At 42.8% G+C, this 17,710-nt stretch carries 13 protein-coding genes; 11 read left to right on the top strand and 2 right to left on the bottom strand.

Features of this window, described 5'->3' with window-relative positions; genetic code table 11:
* The first annotated feature begins 52 nt into the window (after window positions 1–52).
* From tilS to B4Q04_RS10615, 4 genes are all read left to right on the top strand, one after another.
* On the top strand, window positions 53–1,360 hold the full coding sequence (tilS, locus tag B4Q04_RS10630) for a tRNA lysidine(34) synthetase TilS (protein ID WP_088696769.1): 1,308 nt from the start codon (window positions 53–55) through the stop codon (window positions 1,358–1,360).
* The gene (locus B4Q04_RS10625; protein ID WP_088696768.1) at window positions 1,357–3,324 is read left to right on the top strand and encodes a protein-disulfide reductase DsbD family protein; all 1,968 of its coding nucleotides are present in this window, start codon (window positions 1,357–1,359) and stop codon (window positions 3,322–3,324) included. The genes tilS and B4Q04_RS10625 overlap by 4 nt, the downstream gene beginning before the upstream one ends.
* Window positions 3,325–3,789: 465 nt before the next feature.
* A complete protein-coding gene (locus tag B4Q04_RS10620; protein ID WP_088696767.1) occupies window positions 3,790–6,189 on the top strand; it encodes a penicillin acylase family protein in 2,400 nt (799 codons plus the stop codon).
* A 51-nt stretch (window positions 6,190–6,240) separates the two neighbouring features.
* Window positions 6,241–7,776, top strand: coding sequence for a YifB family Mg chelatase-like AAA ATPase (locus B4Q04_RS10615; RefSeq protein ID WP_088696766.1), 1,536 nt, complete (start codon window positions 6,241–6,243; stop codon window positions 7,774–7,776).
* 864 nt (window positions 7,777–8,640) lie between these two features.
* Here the strand turns inward: B4Q04_RS10615 and B4Q04_RS10610 are convergent.
* Complete coding sequence (locus B4Q04_RS10610; RefSeq protein WP_123772358.1) at window positions 8,641–9,204, bottom strand: hypothetical protein; 564 nt, start codon at window positions 9,202–9,204, stop codon at window positions 8,641–8,643.
* A 17-nt stretch (window positions 9,205–9,221) separates the two neighbouring features.
* Window positions 9,222–9,665, bottom strand: a complete 444-nt coding sequence (locus B4Q04_RS10605; RefSeq protein ID WP_013995897.1) for a hypothetical protein — start codon at window positions 9,663–9,665, stop codon at window positions 9,222–9,224.
* A 283-nt stretch (window positions 9,666–9,948) separates the two neighbouring features.
* Here B4Q04_RS10605 and pxpA point away from each other — a divergent pair, with 283 nt between their 5' ends.
* The 7 genes from pxpA (at window position 9,949) to ilvN (ending at window position 17,666) form a co-directional block, all read left to right on the top strand.
* Window positions 9,949–10,692 carry a 5-oxoprolinase subunit PxpA gene (gene pxpA, locus B4Q04_RS10600; protein WP_013995896.1) on the top strand — a complete coding sequence of 248 codons (744 nt, stop codon included), beginning with the start codon at window positions 9,949–9,951 and terminating at the stop codon, window positions 10,690–10,692.
* Complete coding sequence (gene pxpB / locus B4Q04_RS10595; RefSeq protein ID WP_088696764.1) at window positions 10,689–11,426, top strand: 5-oxoprolinase subunit PxpB; 738 nt, start codon at window positions 10,689–10,691, stop codon at window positions 11,424–11,426. The genes pxpA and pxpB overlap by 4 nt, the downstream gene beginning before the upstream one ends.
* Window positions 11,419–12,258 (top strand): biotin-dependent carboxyltransferase family protein, encoded by an 840-nt coding sequence (locus tag B4Q04_RS10590; protein WP_013995894.1) that lies wholly within the window; start codon window positions 11,419–11,421, stop codon window positions 12,256–12,258. The genes pxpB and B4Q04_RS10590 overlap by 8 nt, the downstream gene beginning before the upstream one ends.
* A 425-nt stretch (window positions 12,259–12,683) precedes the next feature.
* Window positions 12,684–14,360: a dihydroxy-acid dehydratase gene (gene ilvD / locus B4Q04_RS10585; protein ID WP_013995893.1), complete on the top strand. Its 1,677-nt coding sequence runs from the start codon at window positions 12,684–12,686 to the stop codon at window positions 14,358–14,360.
* Window positions 14,361–14,442: 82 nt separating this feature from the next.
* Complete coding sequence (gene ilvB / locus B4Q04_RS10580; protein ID WP_013995892.1) at window positions 14,443–16,176, top strand: biosynthetic-type acetolactate synthase large subunit; 1,734 nt, start codon at window positions 14,443–14,445, stop codon at window positions 16,174–16,176.
* Between the two features lie 28 nt (window positions 16,177–16,204).
* The gene (locus B4Q04_RS10575; RefSeq protein WP_088696763.1) at window positions 16,205–16,786 is read left to right on the top strand and encodes an O-methyltransferase; all 582 of its coding nucleotides are present in this window, start codon (window positions 16,205–16,207) and stop codon (window positions 16,784–16,786) included.
* Between the two features lie 349 nt (window positions 16,787–17,135).
* Window positions 17,136–17,666 (top strand): acetolactate synthase small subunit, encoded by a 531-nt coding sequence (gene ilvN / locus B4Q04_RS10570; protein ID WP_013995890.1) that lies wholly within the window; start codon window positions 17,136–17,138, stop codon window positions 17,664–17,666.
* Window positions 17,667–17,710: the final 44 nt, after the last annotated feature.

Genomic DNA, 17,710 nt, shown 5'->3' with positions numbered 1-17,710 from the left:
TCATAAAGCGTTTACATTAAAAAAGATTCTAATTGTTGCTTACCTTTGAACCGTGTTGGAAGAGTTTAAAAAACATATAGAAGATCAATTTACGGAGTTGGTCGATGACCGCTTTTTATTGGCGTGCTCGGGGGGTGTTGACAGTGTGGCTCTTTTGCACCTGTGCGCACGATTGGATCTTGATTTTGCCGTGGCCCATTGCAATTTTAACCTGAGGGGAGCTGAAAGTGATGCCGATGAAGGTTTGGTAAGGGATTTGGCTAAAAAGCACAAGGTAAAAATATACGTAACCCGCTTTGATACAAAATCTTACTCGACTCAAAATAAAGTATCTATTCAGGTAGCGGCCCGGGAGCTTCGGTATCGCTGGTTTTCTGAAATTATGGATAGGGAAGGTATAAAAACCTTGGTGACGGCCCATCACGCCGATGACAGTTTGGAAACTTTTTTGATCAATCTTTCCCGGGGAACGGGTATAGATGGTTTGACCGGAATACCCGTAAAATCCCATAATCTTTCACGGCCTTTATTGCATTTTACAAGGGAGTGGATCTTGTCTTATGCCCGAGCGGAAAATTTGGTCTGGCGAGAAGATGCAAGTAATGCCGATACCAAGTATTTAAGAAATAAGATCAGGCATGAAATCGTACCGGCCCTAAAGGAATTGAACCCTGCCTTTTTGGCGAATTTCCAGAAAACGCAGAATTACCTTTCCCAGACGGCCCTTGTTTTGGAACATCATATTTCCGATTTAAAATCACAATGTTTTGAGGAAACTGCTGGTGTAACACGTATTTCTGTAGCAAAGTTATTGCAGCTGAAACCTGTTTCGACCTATTTATACCTGCTTTTTAAGCCCTATGGTTTTACGGAGTGGAACGATGTCGAAAACCTTCTATCGGCTATGAGCGGAAAGCAAATACAGTCAAAAGATTATCGTTTGGTAAAGGATCGGGATTATCTTCTATTGGTGGCCAAGGAAGCGCCCGATGTTAACGAATACCATATCGATGAAGGGGATACTGTGGTAAGTGAACCTGTTTCCTTGAAAATTGAAAAGGTAGGCGAATATGTTAAGTCTGATCTAAATACACTTTACATAGATAAAAAAGCGTTAAAGTATCCGTTAACGATAAGGAAATGGAAAAAAGGCGACTACTTTTATCCCTTGGGAATGACGGGCAAAAAAAAGCTGTCGAAGTATTTTAAGGACGAAAAAGTAGATGTGGTTTCGAAAGAGGCGCAATGGCTTTTGTGTTCGGGCGATGCTATCGTTTGGGTTATCGGACGTAGGGCCGATGAACGTTTTAAAGTATCGGAACACACCAGTGATATTATAAAGATTACATTAAAGCAATGAAACATATAATTGTATTTATCTCCCTGTTTTTTAGTTTTTTGTCTTTGTTCGGTCAAGATGACGACAACCCTGTAAAGTGGTCGCAAGAGGTGCGCAAGATCAATGATACGGACTATGAGCTTGTTCTTAAGGGCGATATCTACGAGGGGTGGCATATTTATTCGCAATTTACTTCCGAAGGCGGTTCCTTACCGAGTGAGTTTACCTATAAAAAAGCCGGCGAGACCTATGAACTTTTAGGGGAAACGACCGAAAGTGAAACGGTGGTGGAATACAGTGATATTTTTGAAGTCGATGAGACTTTCTTTAAGGGAAGCGCCATTTTTACCCAGAAAATAAGATTACTCGACCCTAGTGTCAATCAAATCGATATTAATTTCTTTTACCAAATCTGTAAAGAGGTATGTATACCTGTGGATGAGGATTTTAGTTTTGTTTTGGATGGAGGGGTTGCCATAACGGAGAACAAAACGATAGATGAACGCAGTAAACAGCTTTCATCTGCGTTAAAACTCGATTTGAAGAATAAGGAAGCCTTAAAGGATGTCAAGGAAGATATAGGAACGGGGTCAAGTCTTTGGATGGTTTTTGGACTTGGGTTTCTCGGAGGCTTGATCGCATTGTTGACACCCTGCGTTTTTCCTATGATTCCCCTTACGGTCTCATTTTTCACCAAGCACTCAAAACAAAAGTCGAAGGGAGTCGTAAATGCCCTGTTGTACGGCTTCTTTATCGTACTGATATACTTTTTGCTCAGTCTGCCCTTTCATGTTTTCGATTCGGTAGATTCGCAAATTCTCAATACCATCGCAACGAATATTTGGTTGAACATAGCCTTCTTTTTGATTTTCGTGTTCTTTTCCTTCTCCTTTTTTGGGTATTATGAGTTGACCTTGCCGAGCTCTTGGGCGAACAAGATGGATGCCGCCTCTTCCAAAATTGGAGGGGTTATCGGTATTTTCTTTATGGCCGTTACCTTGGCTATTGTGTCTTTTTCATGTACGGGGCCTATTTTAGGGGGACTCTTGGGGAGTACGGTTTTGGAGGAAGGTGATGTGGCTATGAACCTTTCCGCCGGTATGACGGGATTTGGAGTGGCCCTGGCCTTGCCGTTTGCACTCTTTGCCCTTTTTCCTGCATGGTTGAATTCCTTGCCAAAATCTGGCGGGTGGATGACGACCGTAAAAGTGGTGCTGGGATTCTTGGAATTGGCCTTGGCCCTTAAATTTCTTTCCAATGCAGATTTGGTCGGCAATTGGGGGATTCTAAAACGGGAAATTTTCTTGGGGATTTGGGTGGTGTTGTTCGTTTTGCTCACGCTCTACCTCTTCGGTATTTTTAGATTTCCGCACGACGGACCAAAAGCAAAACTCTCCATGGACCGAAAGGCGGTAGGCTTGCTGAGTATGGGGGTTTCCATCTATATTTTATTGGGGCTCCTAGGGGTTTCCAACCTCAAGTTGTTGAGCGGTTTTCCTCCTCCTGCATTTTATAGTGTTTCGGAAACTGAAAGCGATTGCCCTTTGGGGATAAATTGTTTTAAGGATTTTGAAGAGGGCGTAGCTTATGCCAAGAAGGTAGATAAGCCCATACTGTTGGATTTTACGGGTTGGGCCTGTGTCAATTGCCGAAAGATGGAAGAGAATGTATGGAGCGAACCTGATATCTACTCTATTTTAAACGAAGACTATGTATTGATCTCCTTGTATGTTGATGATCGAAAAGAACTTCCCGAGACTGAAAAGTTCGATTTTCAATATGATAGTGGACGAATCAAACACATCGAAACCGTAGGGCAGAAGTGGGGTACTTTTCAAAGTGTCAATTTTAATGCGGCCTCGCAGCCCTTTTACGTGTTGATGACCCCTGACCTGGAAATCCTGAGCCATCCGGTGCAGTATACCGATTCGGAAACGTACCGTAAATGGCTCCAGTTCGGATTGGCTCGCTATAAGGAAAAATAAGAGCTTCCGTTTATTGCATGATCAGTGGGAAAATCCTTTTTCATTAGCGCCTTCGTCAACAATATGCTTTGATGGTTTGGTCTGGCCAATCTAAAAAAAAGGATTTGGGTATACATGTGACGGATAGATTCCCCTCAAGGATATTTTGTCGGAATTTTTTTATTCGTGCCTAATTTTTAAATTGTCGGCCAAAATCTTAATTTTTTAACAAGAAATGTTAAATTTAAAACAGTTATTGTAGGTATTGGCTGTATTTTTATTGATGGTTTGAAGGTTGATTTGACCACTCCGGTTTTGATGGCACTGCTATTTAGGAGGGTTTTGGCGCTTGATGTAGTTCCTCTGATTTTTCTTAATAGAGAAGGAATGTTCGGGTTGTCGCTAAAAACTCAATAACCCTTCGGCGATCAATTTTAAGCGCCTTGCAAATAATTCTTATATTTCCTTAAAAAAAATTGATCTTGAATGAAAATACTAAAACGGTTAGGAAAGGGGCTTCTTTTGATATTCGGCCTGCTGGCTGTGGTTCTGGGTCTATTCGCATGGCAGCTGACTCCAGATTATGATGGCGAAAAAACACTAAAACATTTAACGGAAAACGTACAGGTCTACTACGATACTTTTGGCATACCCCATATTTATGGGGAAAACGAGATGGATGCGTTCAGGGCACTGGGCTATGTACATGCCCAAGACCGTTTGTGGCAAATGGAATTGTTGCGGCGAATTGCCAGTGGTAGGTTGGCCGAGGTTTTCGGGGAGGAATTGGTAAAGACCGACAAATTCTTTTTGGCCCTTGGGGTTGATGATGTTTCCGTTAAAACGGTATCGGAGCTAAATCAAAATGAAATACCGGTTCAATTGTCCCAGGCCTACTTAGATGGGGTCAACGAATTTATAGCCGAAGGGGCTACCCCAATTGAATTTTATTTGACCGGAATAGATAAAGAACCTTTCGAGCTCAAGGATATTTACAATACTATGGGGTATATGGCCTTTAGTTTTGCCATGGCACATAAAACGGACCCTTTGTTGACCCAGATCAAGGATAGGTTGGGGTATGAATATATTAGGGATTTGCCGATCAATTCCGATTCCACTTCACTGCGAATTCAAAGTACTCCCCTTGCTGCTGCCGATTCCGTTAAGCGGAATGTTGTAGATGGGGTGATGGCTTCATTGGAAAAGCTTTCCATTCCACTGTTTGAAGGGAGTAATAGCTGGGTACTTTCTCCTGAAAAAACCAAGAACGGCAAGGTTATTTTTGCAAATGATCCACATATTGGCTTTTCCCAACCCTCCGTTTGGTACGAAGCCCATGTGAGCACACCTGCTTATGAAAAATACGGCTACCATTTGGCAGGGGTTCCTTTTCCCTTGTTGGGACACGACAGAACCTTGGCTTATGGTATGACCATGTTCGAGAACGATGATATTGATTTCTATTATGAGGAGTCACATGCTACGGATTACCTAAAGTATAGAAAAGGGAGTAGTTGGGGAAATTATGAAACGGTGCATAAGACCATCAAGGTAAAAGATGCCGAAGATGTGCAATTTTCCTATAAAAAAACACATCGCGGACCTATTCTGAACGGTTTGGCGGATCAAATAGCAGGAGATAGGCCGGTGTCTATGTGGTGGGTATACACCGAAGCGAAAAATAAGGTGTTAAATGCCCTTTATGGGATGTCGCATGCGCGCGACCGTACCGAATTTGAAAACAGCCTAAAGGATATTCATGCCCCGGGCCTCAATATTATGTATGGTGATGTAGAGGGGAATGTAGCTTGGTGGGCCTCGGCAAAACTGTACCACATACCCGATAGTGTAAATACCAAATTCATTTACGAGCCAAACCAAGGTTTGCCAACGCAAAAACAATATCTTGATTTCAGCAATAATCCCCATGCGATCAATCCCGAGTCGCGTTATGTCTATTCGGCCAATAATCAACCCGATTCCATAGGAGGAAGGTTGTATCCCGGTTATTACCTTCCGGAAAACCGGGCCAGGCGAATCGTTCAGTTGCTGGATGCTAAGAATGATTGGGATATGCAGTCGGTCAGTAAAATGATCAACGATGTAACCTCGCCGGTAAACATCGAAATAGTACAAAACCTTCTGGATAAGATCGATACGGAAGGCTTGAATGCCGAACAACTCGAAATCGTGGGGAAGCTTAAGGACTGGAAGGGGGATTATCCCTTAGATAGTATAGAGGCTACGGTGTATCACCGCTGGTTGTATTTGGTCTTACGCAATATTTTTCAAGACGAGCTGGGGAAGGCATTGTTCGATGCTATGCAAAATACCCATTTTTTAAAGCGGACCATAGCCTCGATTATTGCCAATGAACAATCTATTTGGTGGGATAATATCTCCACTGAGGTCCGAGAAACCCCGTCTGACATCATTACTTCGGCGTTTAGGCAGGCTTGGTTGGCCTTAAGTGTTTCATTGGGGCAGGATAGCTCAAAATGGGAGTGGCATCGGGTACACACCTTAGAGCATGCCCATCCGATAGGGCAGCTCGAATCCCTTAGGCCTTATTTCAATGTCGGACCCTTTCCGGTCAACGGAAGTCGCGAGGTTATTAACAATATGTATTTTCCCTACACCGAAGATGGAGTTTACAAGGTGAGTTCGGGGCCATCCACTAGGCGGGTTATCGATTTCTCCGATGTGGAGAATTCCATTAGTATTCTGCCCACCGGCCAAAGTGGAAATCCGTTTAGCCCTCATTACAAGGATCAGGCGGAAATGTATATCAAAGGGGAATTCCGAAAGATGATGATGAACAAGGAGGAAATCGTGAAGACGTCTGAATCATTACTCATATTTGAACCGGCCGATATGGATTGAGGGGAAGGATGTGATTTAATCGATAAATAGTTACTCTAAACAACCATAACAATGCTAACGAAAGTTTACGGAAGTTCGGTTTTTGGGGTTGATGCAACCACTATTACCGTCGAAGTCAACATAGATAAGGGGGTAGGTTACCACTTGGTAGGCCTTCCCGACAATGCCGTTAAAGAAAGTAATTACCGTATTGCCGCTGCCTTACTGAACAATGGGTATAAGATACCGGGCAAAAAAATCACCATAAATATGGCTCCGGCCGATTTAAGAAAGGAAGGTTCGGCTTATGACCTTACCTTGGCCATTGGTATTTTAACGGCCTCGAACCAAATAAATTCCAATGACCTTGATAAGTATATCATTATGGGCGAACTATCGCTAGATGGTAGTCTGCAACCCATAAAGGGAGCTTTGCCCATTGCTATCAAGGCTAGGGAGGAAGGTTTTGAGGGATTTATTCTTCCCATGGAAAATGCCAAAGAGGCAGCTATAGAACCAGGATTAAAGGTGTATGGGGTTACCAATATCAGTGAGGTCATTTCCTTTTTTGATAAAGGTACGCCCTTGGAACAAATCATAGTAGATACCAAAGAGGAGTTTTATAAGGCCTTGGATTTTCCCGAATATGATTTTGCCGATGTCAAAGGGCAGGAAAGTATCAAGCGTTGCATGGAGATTGCCGCGGCTGGAGGCCATAATATCATTTTAATAGGTCCCCCGGGGGCCGGAAAGACCATGTTGGCCAAACGCTTACCGTCCATACTCCCGCCAATGACCTTACATGAGGCTTTGGAAACAACAAAGATCCATAGTGTTGTAGGGAAAATCAAGAATATGGGCTTGATGAGCCAACGTCCTTTCAGGAACCCGCACCACACGACTAGTGCTGCCGCATTAGTGGGCGGGGGAAGTTACCCGCAGCCAGGTGAAATATCATTGTCGCATAATGGGGTTCTGTTCTTAGATGAACTTCCTGAGTTCGAACGTAGGGTGCTGGAGGTAATGCGGCAACCTATGGAGGACCGCGAGGTTACCATTTCACGGGCGCGTTTTACCGTTACCTACCCCAGTAGTTTTATGCTGGTGGCAAGTATGAACCCGAGTCCCGGAGGGTATTTCAATGATCCCGATGCTCCCGTGACATCTTCTCCTGCCGAAATGCAACGGTATCTGGGGAAAATATCGGGCCCTTTGTTGGACCGTATCGATATCCATATCGAAGTGACCCCGGTTCCATTTGAAAAATTATCGGAAGATAGAAAGGGGGAAAGCAGTGTGGAAATCAGAAAACGGGTGACGGCGGCCCGTGACATTCAAACCAAGCGGTTTGCGGAAATAGAAAATGTACACTACAACGCCCAGATGAATACCAAACAAATACGGGAATTCTGTACTTTGGATGTTTCTTCCAAGGCATTGTTGAAAAATGCAATGGAGCGGCTTAATCTCTCGGCCCGGGCCTATGACCGCATTTTAAAAGTGGCACGAACCATAGCTGATTTGGAAGGTGTGGAACAGGTAGGTGGCAACCATATTGGCGAAGCTATTCAGTATCGCAGTCTAGATAGGGAAGGTTGGCTGGGTTGACCGGTTCCGATCGTATGATTCCCTTGGCTGTTAAAAGCAAGAGGCCGTAATTTTGAAATTACGGCCTCTTGCTTTTTTGATCTGTTCAAAACTTGTGTAAAAGCACTATCTTTTCATTAGTGAGATGGGGCAAGCATGTTCTGAAAATAGATGGTTAATTATTAAAATGGCTGGTTTTTATAAAGAAAAATGGCCATAACAATAATAAAAATTACATTGAATGCTACATAAACGTAAGTGAGCTTGTCTTTTGTTTTCATAAAATTGCTGGTGTTGTTCCGTAACAAAAATATGAGTAAGTAATTGTAAAATATTAAAGAAAATCCCCACAATTTTTGGGTTATTTTATTTGTTATTTGGGATTTGGATCACATCGAGTTGTGCTAAAAGTGTGGTATTCTATAATCGAATGAACATGGGTATTCGTTGATTTAGGGTGTAACTTTTTGATAATCAATAATTTCAATAGAGGCTAGCAAAGAATATCACATAAAGTGACCATAAGAAACAGAAAGCGCAAAAAATATAAACAAAGTAATCGTTAAGGGTAGTTTTTTCCTTCATAGCAATTGTTTAATAGTAAAACGGAAGCTAGGGGCTGTATGTTTATACGGCTCGGGCAAGGGGGCTTATATTCGACGGATGACCTAAAAATCGATAAAAGGCGGGTGAGCTCTTTAAAAGGTAACGGTCGGCTTATCCTTTTAACGATATAAAGTGGCGTTTGTCTCTCGGTGTATAGGGGGTGAAGTGGGGGAGGGGTAAAAAAATGAAATATTGTGCAATGCACAAATGGCATTTTTAAAAGAAAACGTAAAAAAACGGCTTTAAGGGAACTGTAGGAAAAAAAAAGGTATAGCTGGCTTACAATTGATACTCCTCGTTGCCTTGGTCTTCCTTTTCGTTCTTGCCGGCGGCGAATACGTCCTTCAATATGTAGGCTACGATAATTGCGATTCCTACGGCCATAAGGGGTATGGCATATGTTTCGTTCAAAATATTCAACAGGCTTCCTACAATAATGGCCAAGGCACCTATGACCATGGCAAAATTCCATATTACCCGTGCCATACTGTTTTTGGCCCTGCGGTCTTCATCTAAGAAATAAGCGGTTCCTTCCATAATAAACCATGTAATGAAAGAAATGGCGATAAGAATCTGAAAGAGTAGGGTGAAGGGTAGGTCTAAAACCCTAAAAATACCGTTCAGGGTCCAGCTGACCACCATTACCAGTTTTACGTAATCTATAAATTCTTTGGTATGCTTTTTATAGAAGCGAATTCCGTACAGTACCAAAATGGCTATAAAGGCCACTAATATGGCCTTGGGTGCGTGTGGCCAATGGAAGATACGTGACAACATGCCCAAAAGTAAAACAGCAATTGAAATTCTTAAAGGAGTCTTTAAGATCTTTGTAGTGTGTGGCATGGCATTAAGGTTTTGGTTTATATCGCTTTGATATGTACGCGCAAGCCTTCCATTATCCCTAGAATATTAGTAACGGTTTCTTTAAGATAATATTTTATTAGGACATGGGGAATTCTTATGGTCGTAAAACCATTTTGAAAGGAATGCATGGCCTCTTCGAGGTCGTTGATGGCCTGTTCATGGGTCATCATATGGTATTCTGTGTCGATTTCGATATTGAGTTTGACCCTTGAAATGGCTATGTCGATAGATTTTTTACCGTCCCACCACTCAAGCATTGAGCTCACGCCCGCTTCTTTGAGTCCATAATACAGTTGTATGGCCTCTCGAGGGGTGTTGTTCGTCAGCATTAATTTTTTTATCCTTGGTCGGTGTTCGCTGCAAAGTTCGACACCTAATTCGTCCATCGAATTTTTGTGGTCGGTGTAGCCAAGCTTTCTGTTACATTCTAAGCACTTCATTTCAGTAGGTCAATTTGGCCCCGATTAAAATGTAGGGGGAGTTCGATTTGGGATAATAATAACCCGTAATTTTTTCGGATATTATATACTCTCGATATATGACACCCTAGTTTTAGACGAACTGCAATTTTTTAGATAAACGACATTAAAAAATGTTAAAACTGTTGTGAAATGAAGGGTTGAAAGGGAGCTGAATTTCTACTCTTGCCCTATTTAAAAAACCATTTTAAGGTTTTAACGGTCTAAAAGATTATGAGTAATTTAGAAATTTTAAAGACGAAGGATGAAGCCAAGTTATATAGACTTAAATAGTGATGTGGGTGAAGGTATAGGTCTTGAAAAGGATCTTTTGCCCTTGATCTCATCGTGCAATGTGGCCTGTGGAGGGCATGCGGGTAACGCGCAGAGTATTTCCGATATCGTAGATCTTGCGCATATATATAATGTAAAAGTGGGGGCGCATCCTTCCTATCCCGATACATCCAACTTTGGCAGGGTTTCTATACAAATACCCGAAGCCGAACTGATAGGCAGTATTAGGGAGCAGATATCCCTTTTGGAAGGAACGCTTCTTGAGAAAGGAAAATCTATGCACCATATTAAGGCCCATGGGGCCTTGTATAACGATATTGCCAAAGATGTCGATTTGGCCCGTCTGTTTTTGATGGCTGTGGAAAAATACAAGAAAACTACCTTTATATATGTGCCCTATGGCTCAGAAGTGGCAAAGGAGGCCCTGTGTTCAGGGTTTAAGATAAAGTATGAGGCATTTGCCGATCGTAACTATAACGACGATTTAAGTTTGGTTTCCCGTCGGTTTGGGAACGGACTGATAACATCTAAAGAAGAGGTCTTGGCGCACGTAGCCGAAATGGTAGGCACACAGCAGGTGGTTACGGTTACGGGAAAGAAGGTAAAGATACTTGCCGATACTTTTTGTGTTCATGGGGATACCCAAGGTGCATTGCAAATAGTATTGTATCTTACTCAAGAATTGTCGCACCTAAATATATTGATAGAAAAGTGAAAAAGTATTCTATTTCCATACGGCCCTTTGGTAGGCATGCCATCCTTTTGGAATGGCCAAGTAGGGTGGATCGTGATATATTGGAAGATATTCTTCAATTTACCCAGTATTTGAGGGAGTGTTGCTTAAAGAGTGACCGTTGGGAAATTGTGCCGGCCTATAATTCCGTTGCGTTGATCTACCGGGAAGAGCCGATCGAGTTCGATGCTTTTAAGGAGAAGCTTCAAAATTGGTATAACGAGGATATTAAAGTGGTCAAGAGGCAGCGTGTGCTTTGGCGTTTGCCCGTATGCTATGATTTGGACTTCGGGATAGATTTAATTGAAATCGCCGAGAGGTCCGGAATGTCTATAGGTGAAATTGTAACCTTGCATACTTCCCATGTTTATACGGTATTCGGTATAGGATTTTTGCCGGGCTTCACTTATTTGGGGGGACTTCCCGAAACATTGGAGTTCGATAGGAGGCCGCAGCCCCGTCCGAAGGTGGTGGCGGGATCCGTGGGCTTGGCAGGGAAGCAGACGGGGATATATCCTCAAGAATCGCCTGGGGGGTGGAACATTATCGGAAACTGCCCGGTACCCATGTTCAACCCTAAGAAAGAAGAGCCCTGCTTTGTCAGTGTGGGTGATCAGGTGCAGTTCTATTCCGTAAATAGGGCGGAATACGATTTGCATAAGATTGAAGGTGAAGTGGGTATTTACAAATTGGAAAAAATTTTGCTAGATGCTTAAAATACTTAAATCAGGACTATTTACTACGGTCCAGGATGTGGGTCGTTATGGTTTTTTGGACAAGGGGGTGCCCGTTGCGGGGTTTATGGATGGTTTTTCGGCAAAAAAAATAAATCAGCTTTTGGAGAACGATAGTGCTTCGGCCGTCTTGGAAATAACCATGACCGGCCCGACCTTGCTTTTTGAGGAAGCTACGTATATCGCTATAGGGGGAGCATTGTTGAGTGCTACCTTGAACAATGAACCTGTGGCCAATTACGAGGTAATCAAGGTTTCCGAGGGCGATATCCTCTCCTTTGGGAAACTTGAAAAGGGATTTCGTAGTTATCTGGCTGTAAAAGGCGGCTTTAAAACGCCTGTGGTGTTGGGTAGTCGTTCCTTGTTTTCTTCCGTAACCAAAAAGAGCCACCTTGTAGATGGGGAAGAGTTGCCTTATGAGACTTGCCTTGATTTTAAACCTAAAATCAGCAAATTGAAAGTTGATTCCTTTTTGGAGGAACAGGTGTTGACCGTGTCAAAAGGACCGGAGTACGACAGTCTTTCCGATAAGCAGTTGGAGATGTTGTTTTATAAGGCATTCTCCATAGCGAACGAAAACAATAGAATGGCCTATCAATTGGAAGAAAAGATTATAGGCATCAAGACTTCGATGATTACCTCGGCGACACTTCCCGGAACGGTGCAACTCACCCCTTCCGGTAAATTGATTATTTTGATGAAAGACGGGCAGACCACTGGTGGCTATCCGAGGGTTTTACAGCTTTCTGATAGGGCGATTTCGATTTTGTCCCAGAAAAAGTATGGTGATGAGGTGCATTTTCAATTGAATTGATAAAAATAGATGTGTATTTCTGTGAATTGTTCATTGTTGTAAAACCTCATTTTACGTAATATTGTTATGATGAAAATAAGTACACATACTATCGTGGTTGTGAGAGTCATTCCTAAAGAGGAATGATGCAGATTTTCATTGTTTGGAAAGGCCTGTATCATGTAAAACTGATACAGGCCTTTTTAATTTTAGTGATGAAGTGGGTTTTAAACCTGTGGTTATGCGCCCTGTAAGGTCGATGGAAGACGAATTGAATATGATAAAAAATAATAGTTAAATAGTTGTTTTATAGTGTGTTGTGTAATTTTTTTAACTATTGGATTTAGATAGGGGAGCGCAATGGAAAATACTGAAATATAGAAAACGATACCTTTGAATATAAAGAACATTTAGTGTAAACTGAACAATCAATTTTAAATCTCTCAATGGAACTTAACAAGTATAGCAAAAACGTAACTCAAGACCCAACTCAACCGGCTGCTCAGGCAATGTTATATGCCATCGGTTTTAAAGACGAAGACTTCAATAAACCCTTGATCGGTATTGCCAGTACGGGCTATGAGGGCAACCCTTGTAATATGCACCTTAACGATTTGGCCAAGTTGGTCAAGGAAGGGGTCAATTCAAAAGAAACGGTCGGCCTTATCTTTAATACGATTGGGGTCAGTGATGGTATATCTATGGGTACACCAGGGATGCGTTTTTCCTTGCCGTCAAGAGATTTGATCGCCGATTCTATGGAAACGGTGGTTCAGGGTATGTCTTATGATGGATTGGTAACCGTTGTTGGTTGTGATAAAAATATGCCAGGGGCCTTGATGGCGATGTTGCGGTTGAACCGTCCTGCTATTTTGGTCTACGGTGGAACCATTGCTTCAGGATGCCATAATAATAAGAAACTGGACATTGTTTCAGCTTTTGAGGCGTGGGGGGAGAAAGTTGCGGGAACCATGGAGGAGACCGAGTATAAATGTATTATCAAAAAATCCATTCCGGGCGCAGGTGCGTGTGGTGGTATGTATACGGCCAACACTATGGCCTCGGCGATTGAGGCCCTAGGGATGTCCTTGCCGTATAACTCTTCAAACCCGGCCATAAGCGACGATAAGAAACAAGAATGTATTGCTGCCGGTAAGCAAATGCGTGTATTGATCGAAAAGGATATCAAACCTTTGGACATCGTTACGCGAAAATCTTTGGAAAACGCTATTCGATTGGTCACTATTATGGGGGGCTCTACGAATGCGGTACTACACTTTTTGGCCATCGCAAGAGCGGCGGATATAGAATTTACTTTACAAGATTTTCAACATATAAGTGATACAACACCTTTTATCGCCGATTTGAAACCTAGCGGTAAATTTTTAATGGAAGATGTTCACCGTGTAGGTGGTATACCTGCTGTATTAAAGTATTTGTTGAAGAACGGTTTATTACATGGCGATTGTTTAACGGTTACTGGAAAAACATTGGCGGAGAACCTTGAAAATGTTCCGGATTTAGAAGAAGGGCAAGAGGTTATTATGCCGCTCGATAAGCCGATCAAGGCAACGGGCCATTTGCGTATGCTTTATGGAAACCTGGCCGAAAATGGTTCGGTCGCCAAGATTACGGGTAAAGAAGGGTTGTTGTTCAAGGGAACCGCCAAAGTGTTTGATAGTGAATATGCGGCCAACGACGGTATTCGTACCGGATTGGTAAAGAAAGGCGATGTAGTGGTCATTCGTTACGAAGGACCTAAGGGAGGACCGGGAATGCCGGAAATGTTGAAGCCTACCGCAGCTATTATGGGTGCGGGCCTAGGTAAGGATGTGGCCTTGATTACCGATGGTCGTTTCTCGGGAGGGACGCACGGTTTTGTGGTAGGGCATATTTCCCCCGAAGCGCAAGAAGGTGGAACCATAGCCTTGGTACAAGATGGTGATATCATTACCATCGATGCTGAAACCAACTCTATAAATGTTGAGGTTTCCGATGAAGAATTGGCTAAACGCAAGGAATCTTGGGTAGAGCCTGAATTGAAGTTTAAAAAAGGAGTGTTGTACAAGTATGCCCGTTCGGTCTCATCGGCGGCGCAGGGTTGTGTAACGGATGAATTTTAATAAAAAACAAGAACCTCTTGTTATGGGAGGTGTTTTGGCAGAGAGGTCTCTGCAGATTAGCTATTTAAGGATTTAAAGACCTATGGAAACAGTAAAAATAAAAACACAGGAAAACCCAAAGAAGGAAACTCTGAAGATCAGTGGGGCCGAAGCTATTATTCATTGTCTGCTGGCCGAAGGGGTCGATTTACTTTATGGGTATCCTGGCGGGGCCATCATGCCGGTCTATGATGAGCTGTACAAGTTTCAGGATAAGCTTACCCATATTTTAACGCGCCATGAACAGGGTGCGGCGCATGCGGCCCAAGGTTATGCCCGTGTTTCGGGTAAAGTGGGGGTGGCTATGGCTACTTCCGGACCGGGTGCGACCAACTTGGTGACAGGTTTGGCAGATGCTCAGATAGATTCTACGCCCATGGTGTGTATTACAGGGCAGGTCACCCGTCATTTGCTGGGGTCCGATGCTTTTCAAGAAACCGATATTATCGGAATTTCGACTCCTGTGACCAAATGGAACTATCAGATTACCGAGGCTTCCGAAATTCCTGAAATCATGGCAAAGGCTTTCTATATTGCCAGATCGGGAAGACCGGGTCCGGTATTGGTGGATATCACTAAGAACGCCCAGTTCGACGAATTTGAATTTAGTTATGAAAAATGCACTGCCGTAAGAAGTTATGATGCGGTGCCTAAACCAAAGGTCGAATCTATTGAGGCGGCGGCCGAACTGATCAATAATGCAAAGAAACCATTTATAGTTTGGGGTCAGGGTATTATTTTGGGAAGGGCCGAAGAGGAGCTTAAGGCCTTGGTCGAAAAATCGGGTATTCCCGCAGCTTGGACAATCATGGGGGCTTCGGCCTTAGATAGCGAGCACCCTTTGAATGTTGGTATGGTAGGAATGCACGGAAACTACGGACCTAATATGTTGACCAACGAGTGTGATGTGCTTATAGCAATAGGTATGCGCTTCGATGATCGTGTTACGGGAAGTCTGGATACCTATGCCAAACAAGCTAAAGTTATTCACTTTGAGATAGATAAGGCGGAGATAAACAAGAATGTCCATGCCGATGTAGCGGTTCTGGGCGATTCTAAAGAGACTTTGGGCTTGTTGCTTCCATTGATCAACGAGAACAAGCATGAAGCTTGGCATAACGAGTTCAAGGAAAAATATAAAATCGAATTTGATCAGGTGATCAAGAACGATATTCACCCTACCAAAGAAGGTTTGACCATGGGCGAGGTAATCGAGGAGATAAACATCGCATCCGAGCAAAATGCGGTAATCGTTACCGATGTAGGTCAGCATCAAATGATAGGCTGTCGGTATGCGAAATTCAAAAAGACTAAGAGTAATATTACTTCCGGGGGATTGGGTACAATGGGATTTGCCCTTCCTGCGGCCATAGGGGCCAAAATGGGTGCTATGGACCGTGAAGTGGTCGCCATTATCGGAGACGGGGGCTACCAAATGACCATTCAAGAACTTGGGGTGATTTTCCAGCATAACGTTCCTGTTAAGATCGTGGTATTGAACAATGACCATTTGGGTATGGTACGTCAGTGGCAAGAGCTTTTCTTTGATAAGAGATATGCTTCTACCGTAATGGTAAACCCTGATTTTGTCAAGATTGCCGAAGGTTACAGCATCGAGGCGAAAAGGGTGAGCAAAAGGGAAGATCTTAAAACGGCCATTCAAGAAATGATCGCTTCTGATAAGCCTTATTTCCTAGAGGTTAAGGTGGAGAAGGAAGACAACGTGTTTCCGATGATTCCTTCCGGGGCTTCTGTTTCCGAAATACGATTGAAATAATAGGGGCTTGTCCTCATAGACTAGAGATATGCTCGACTCCCAAATATCGGATCAACCAAAAATCTATCAAGAGATTCAGCGAAAATCGAAGGAAGTGGGCTTTACCATGCCTTCCGATCTATATGTCGGTAGCTTGTTGAAAACATTGATGTTGTCAAAGCCCAACGGAAGATTTTTGGAGATGGGCACGGGCATTGGCTTGAGCCTATCTTGGATGATCGATGGTATGGGGCCTGATAGCAGTTTGGTTTCGGTAGACAATGATAGTGACCTCATAGAGATCGTATCGGAGTATTTTGGGGCCGACGAAGGGGTGGAATTGATTTGTCAAGATGGGTCGGATTGGATCCGTTCGTATGAAGGGGGGCATTTCGATTTGATTTTTGCCGATGCTTGGCCTGGAAAATACAGTGAAATAGATGAAACGCTTCGTCTTTTGGCTATAGGAGGTTTCTATGTTGTGGACGATATGGCGGTCCAACCCAATTGGCCTGAAGGCCATGAAGATAATGTAGGGCGTTTGATAGGCTATTTGGAAGGCCGGGATGATTTTGTTTTGACCAAGTTGGACTGGTCGACAGGCCTCATCGTTGCGGTAAAAACCAAATAGGCGCAGGTCTTTGAAAAAAGTATGGATGAGTCAAGTAGTACAGAGTTGGAATGCTTGATTTTACGATAATAAGCATGCTTTCGTATACGATTATAGGAAAGCCTTGATAGGGCTTTTCACCAAAATCGCATGAAAGAATCCTTGATTTGGATTGTGGTTCGGGTGAGTTAATCTTTAAGGTAAAAAAGACGAACGATTTATAGGGAATAAGTGGTATACCGATTACAAACGTATTCGGATTATAGCGAATAAATAAAGAAGATAATAACCCTCGAGCGCAGTTGGGGGCGAATAAAATTGAATAATTTGGTTGTCGACTGCGCTCGATCAGATACTATTAAAATACGCAATGGAAAAACAATGGTTTACCATATCGGTATATTCCGAGAACAATGTAGGTTTGCTGAATAGAATTTCAGGGATTTTCTTAAAGAGACACATTAACATAGAGAGTTTAAACGTTTCTAAGTCAGAGATAGATGGCGTATCTAAATTTACCATTGTTGTGCATACCACCGAGCGATGGACGCACAATATCGTAGGTCAGATAGAAAAACAGATCGAAGTGATAAAGGCCTTTTATCATACCGACGACGAAACGATCTATCAAGAATCGGCCCTGTTTAAGATTGCATCGGCGCTCTTGTTCGATGAAAGACAGATCCAAAATATCATAAAAGAGAACAACTCGCAGATCGTTACCGTGGCGCGCGACTTTTTTGTGATCGCTAAATCGGGACGTAGAAACGAAATCGATGAAATGTACGATCAATTAAAGCCTTTCGGTATTATGCAATTTGTACGTTCGGGCCGTATTTCGGTATCTAAGGAGGAAATGCGGATTACCGCTTTGCTCAATGAATTTTATCAAGAAAAATAACAAAATTATATTCAATAATTAATTTAATAAAAAGTCTTGTTGAT

The sequence above is a fragment of the Zobellia sp. OII3 genome, assembly GCF_002211465.1.
In the GTDB taxonomy this organism is placed as follows: Bacteria; Bacteroidota; Bacteroidia; order Flavobacteriales; family Flavobacteriaceae; genus Zobellia; species Zobellia galactanivorans.
Note: the sequence above shows the minus strand (reverse complement) of the source record. Positions and strands in the feature narration are given on the sequence as shown.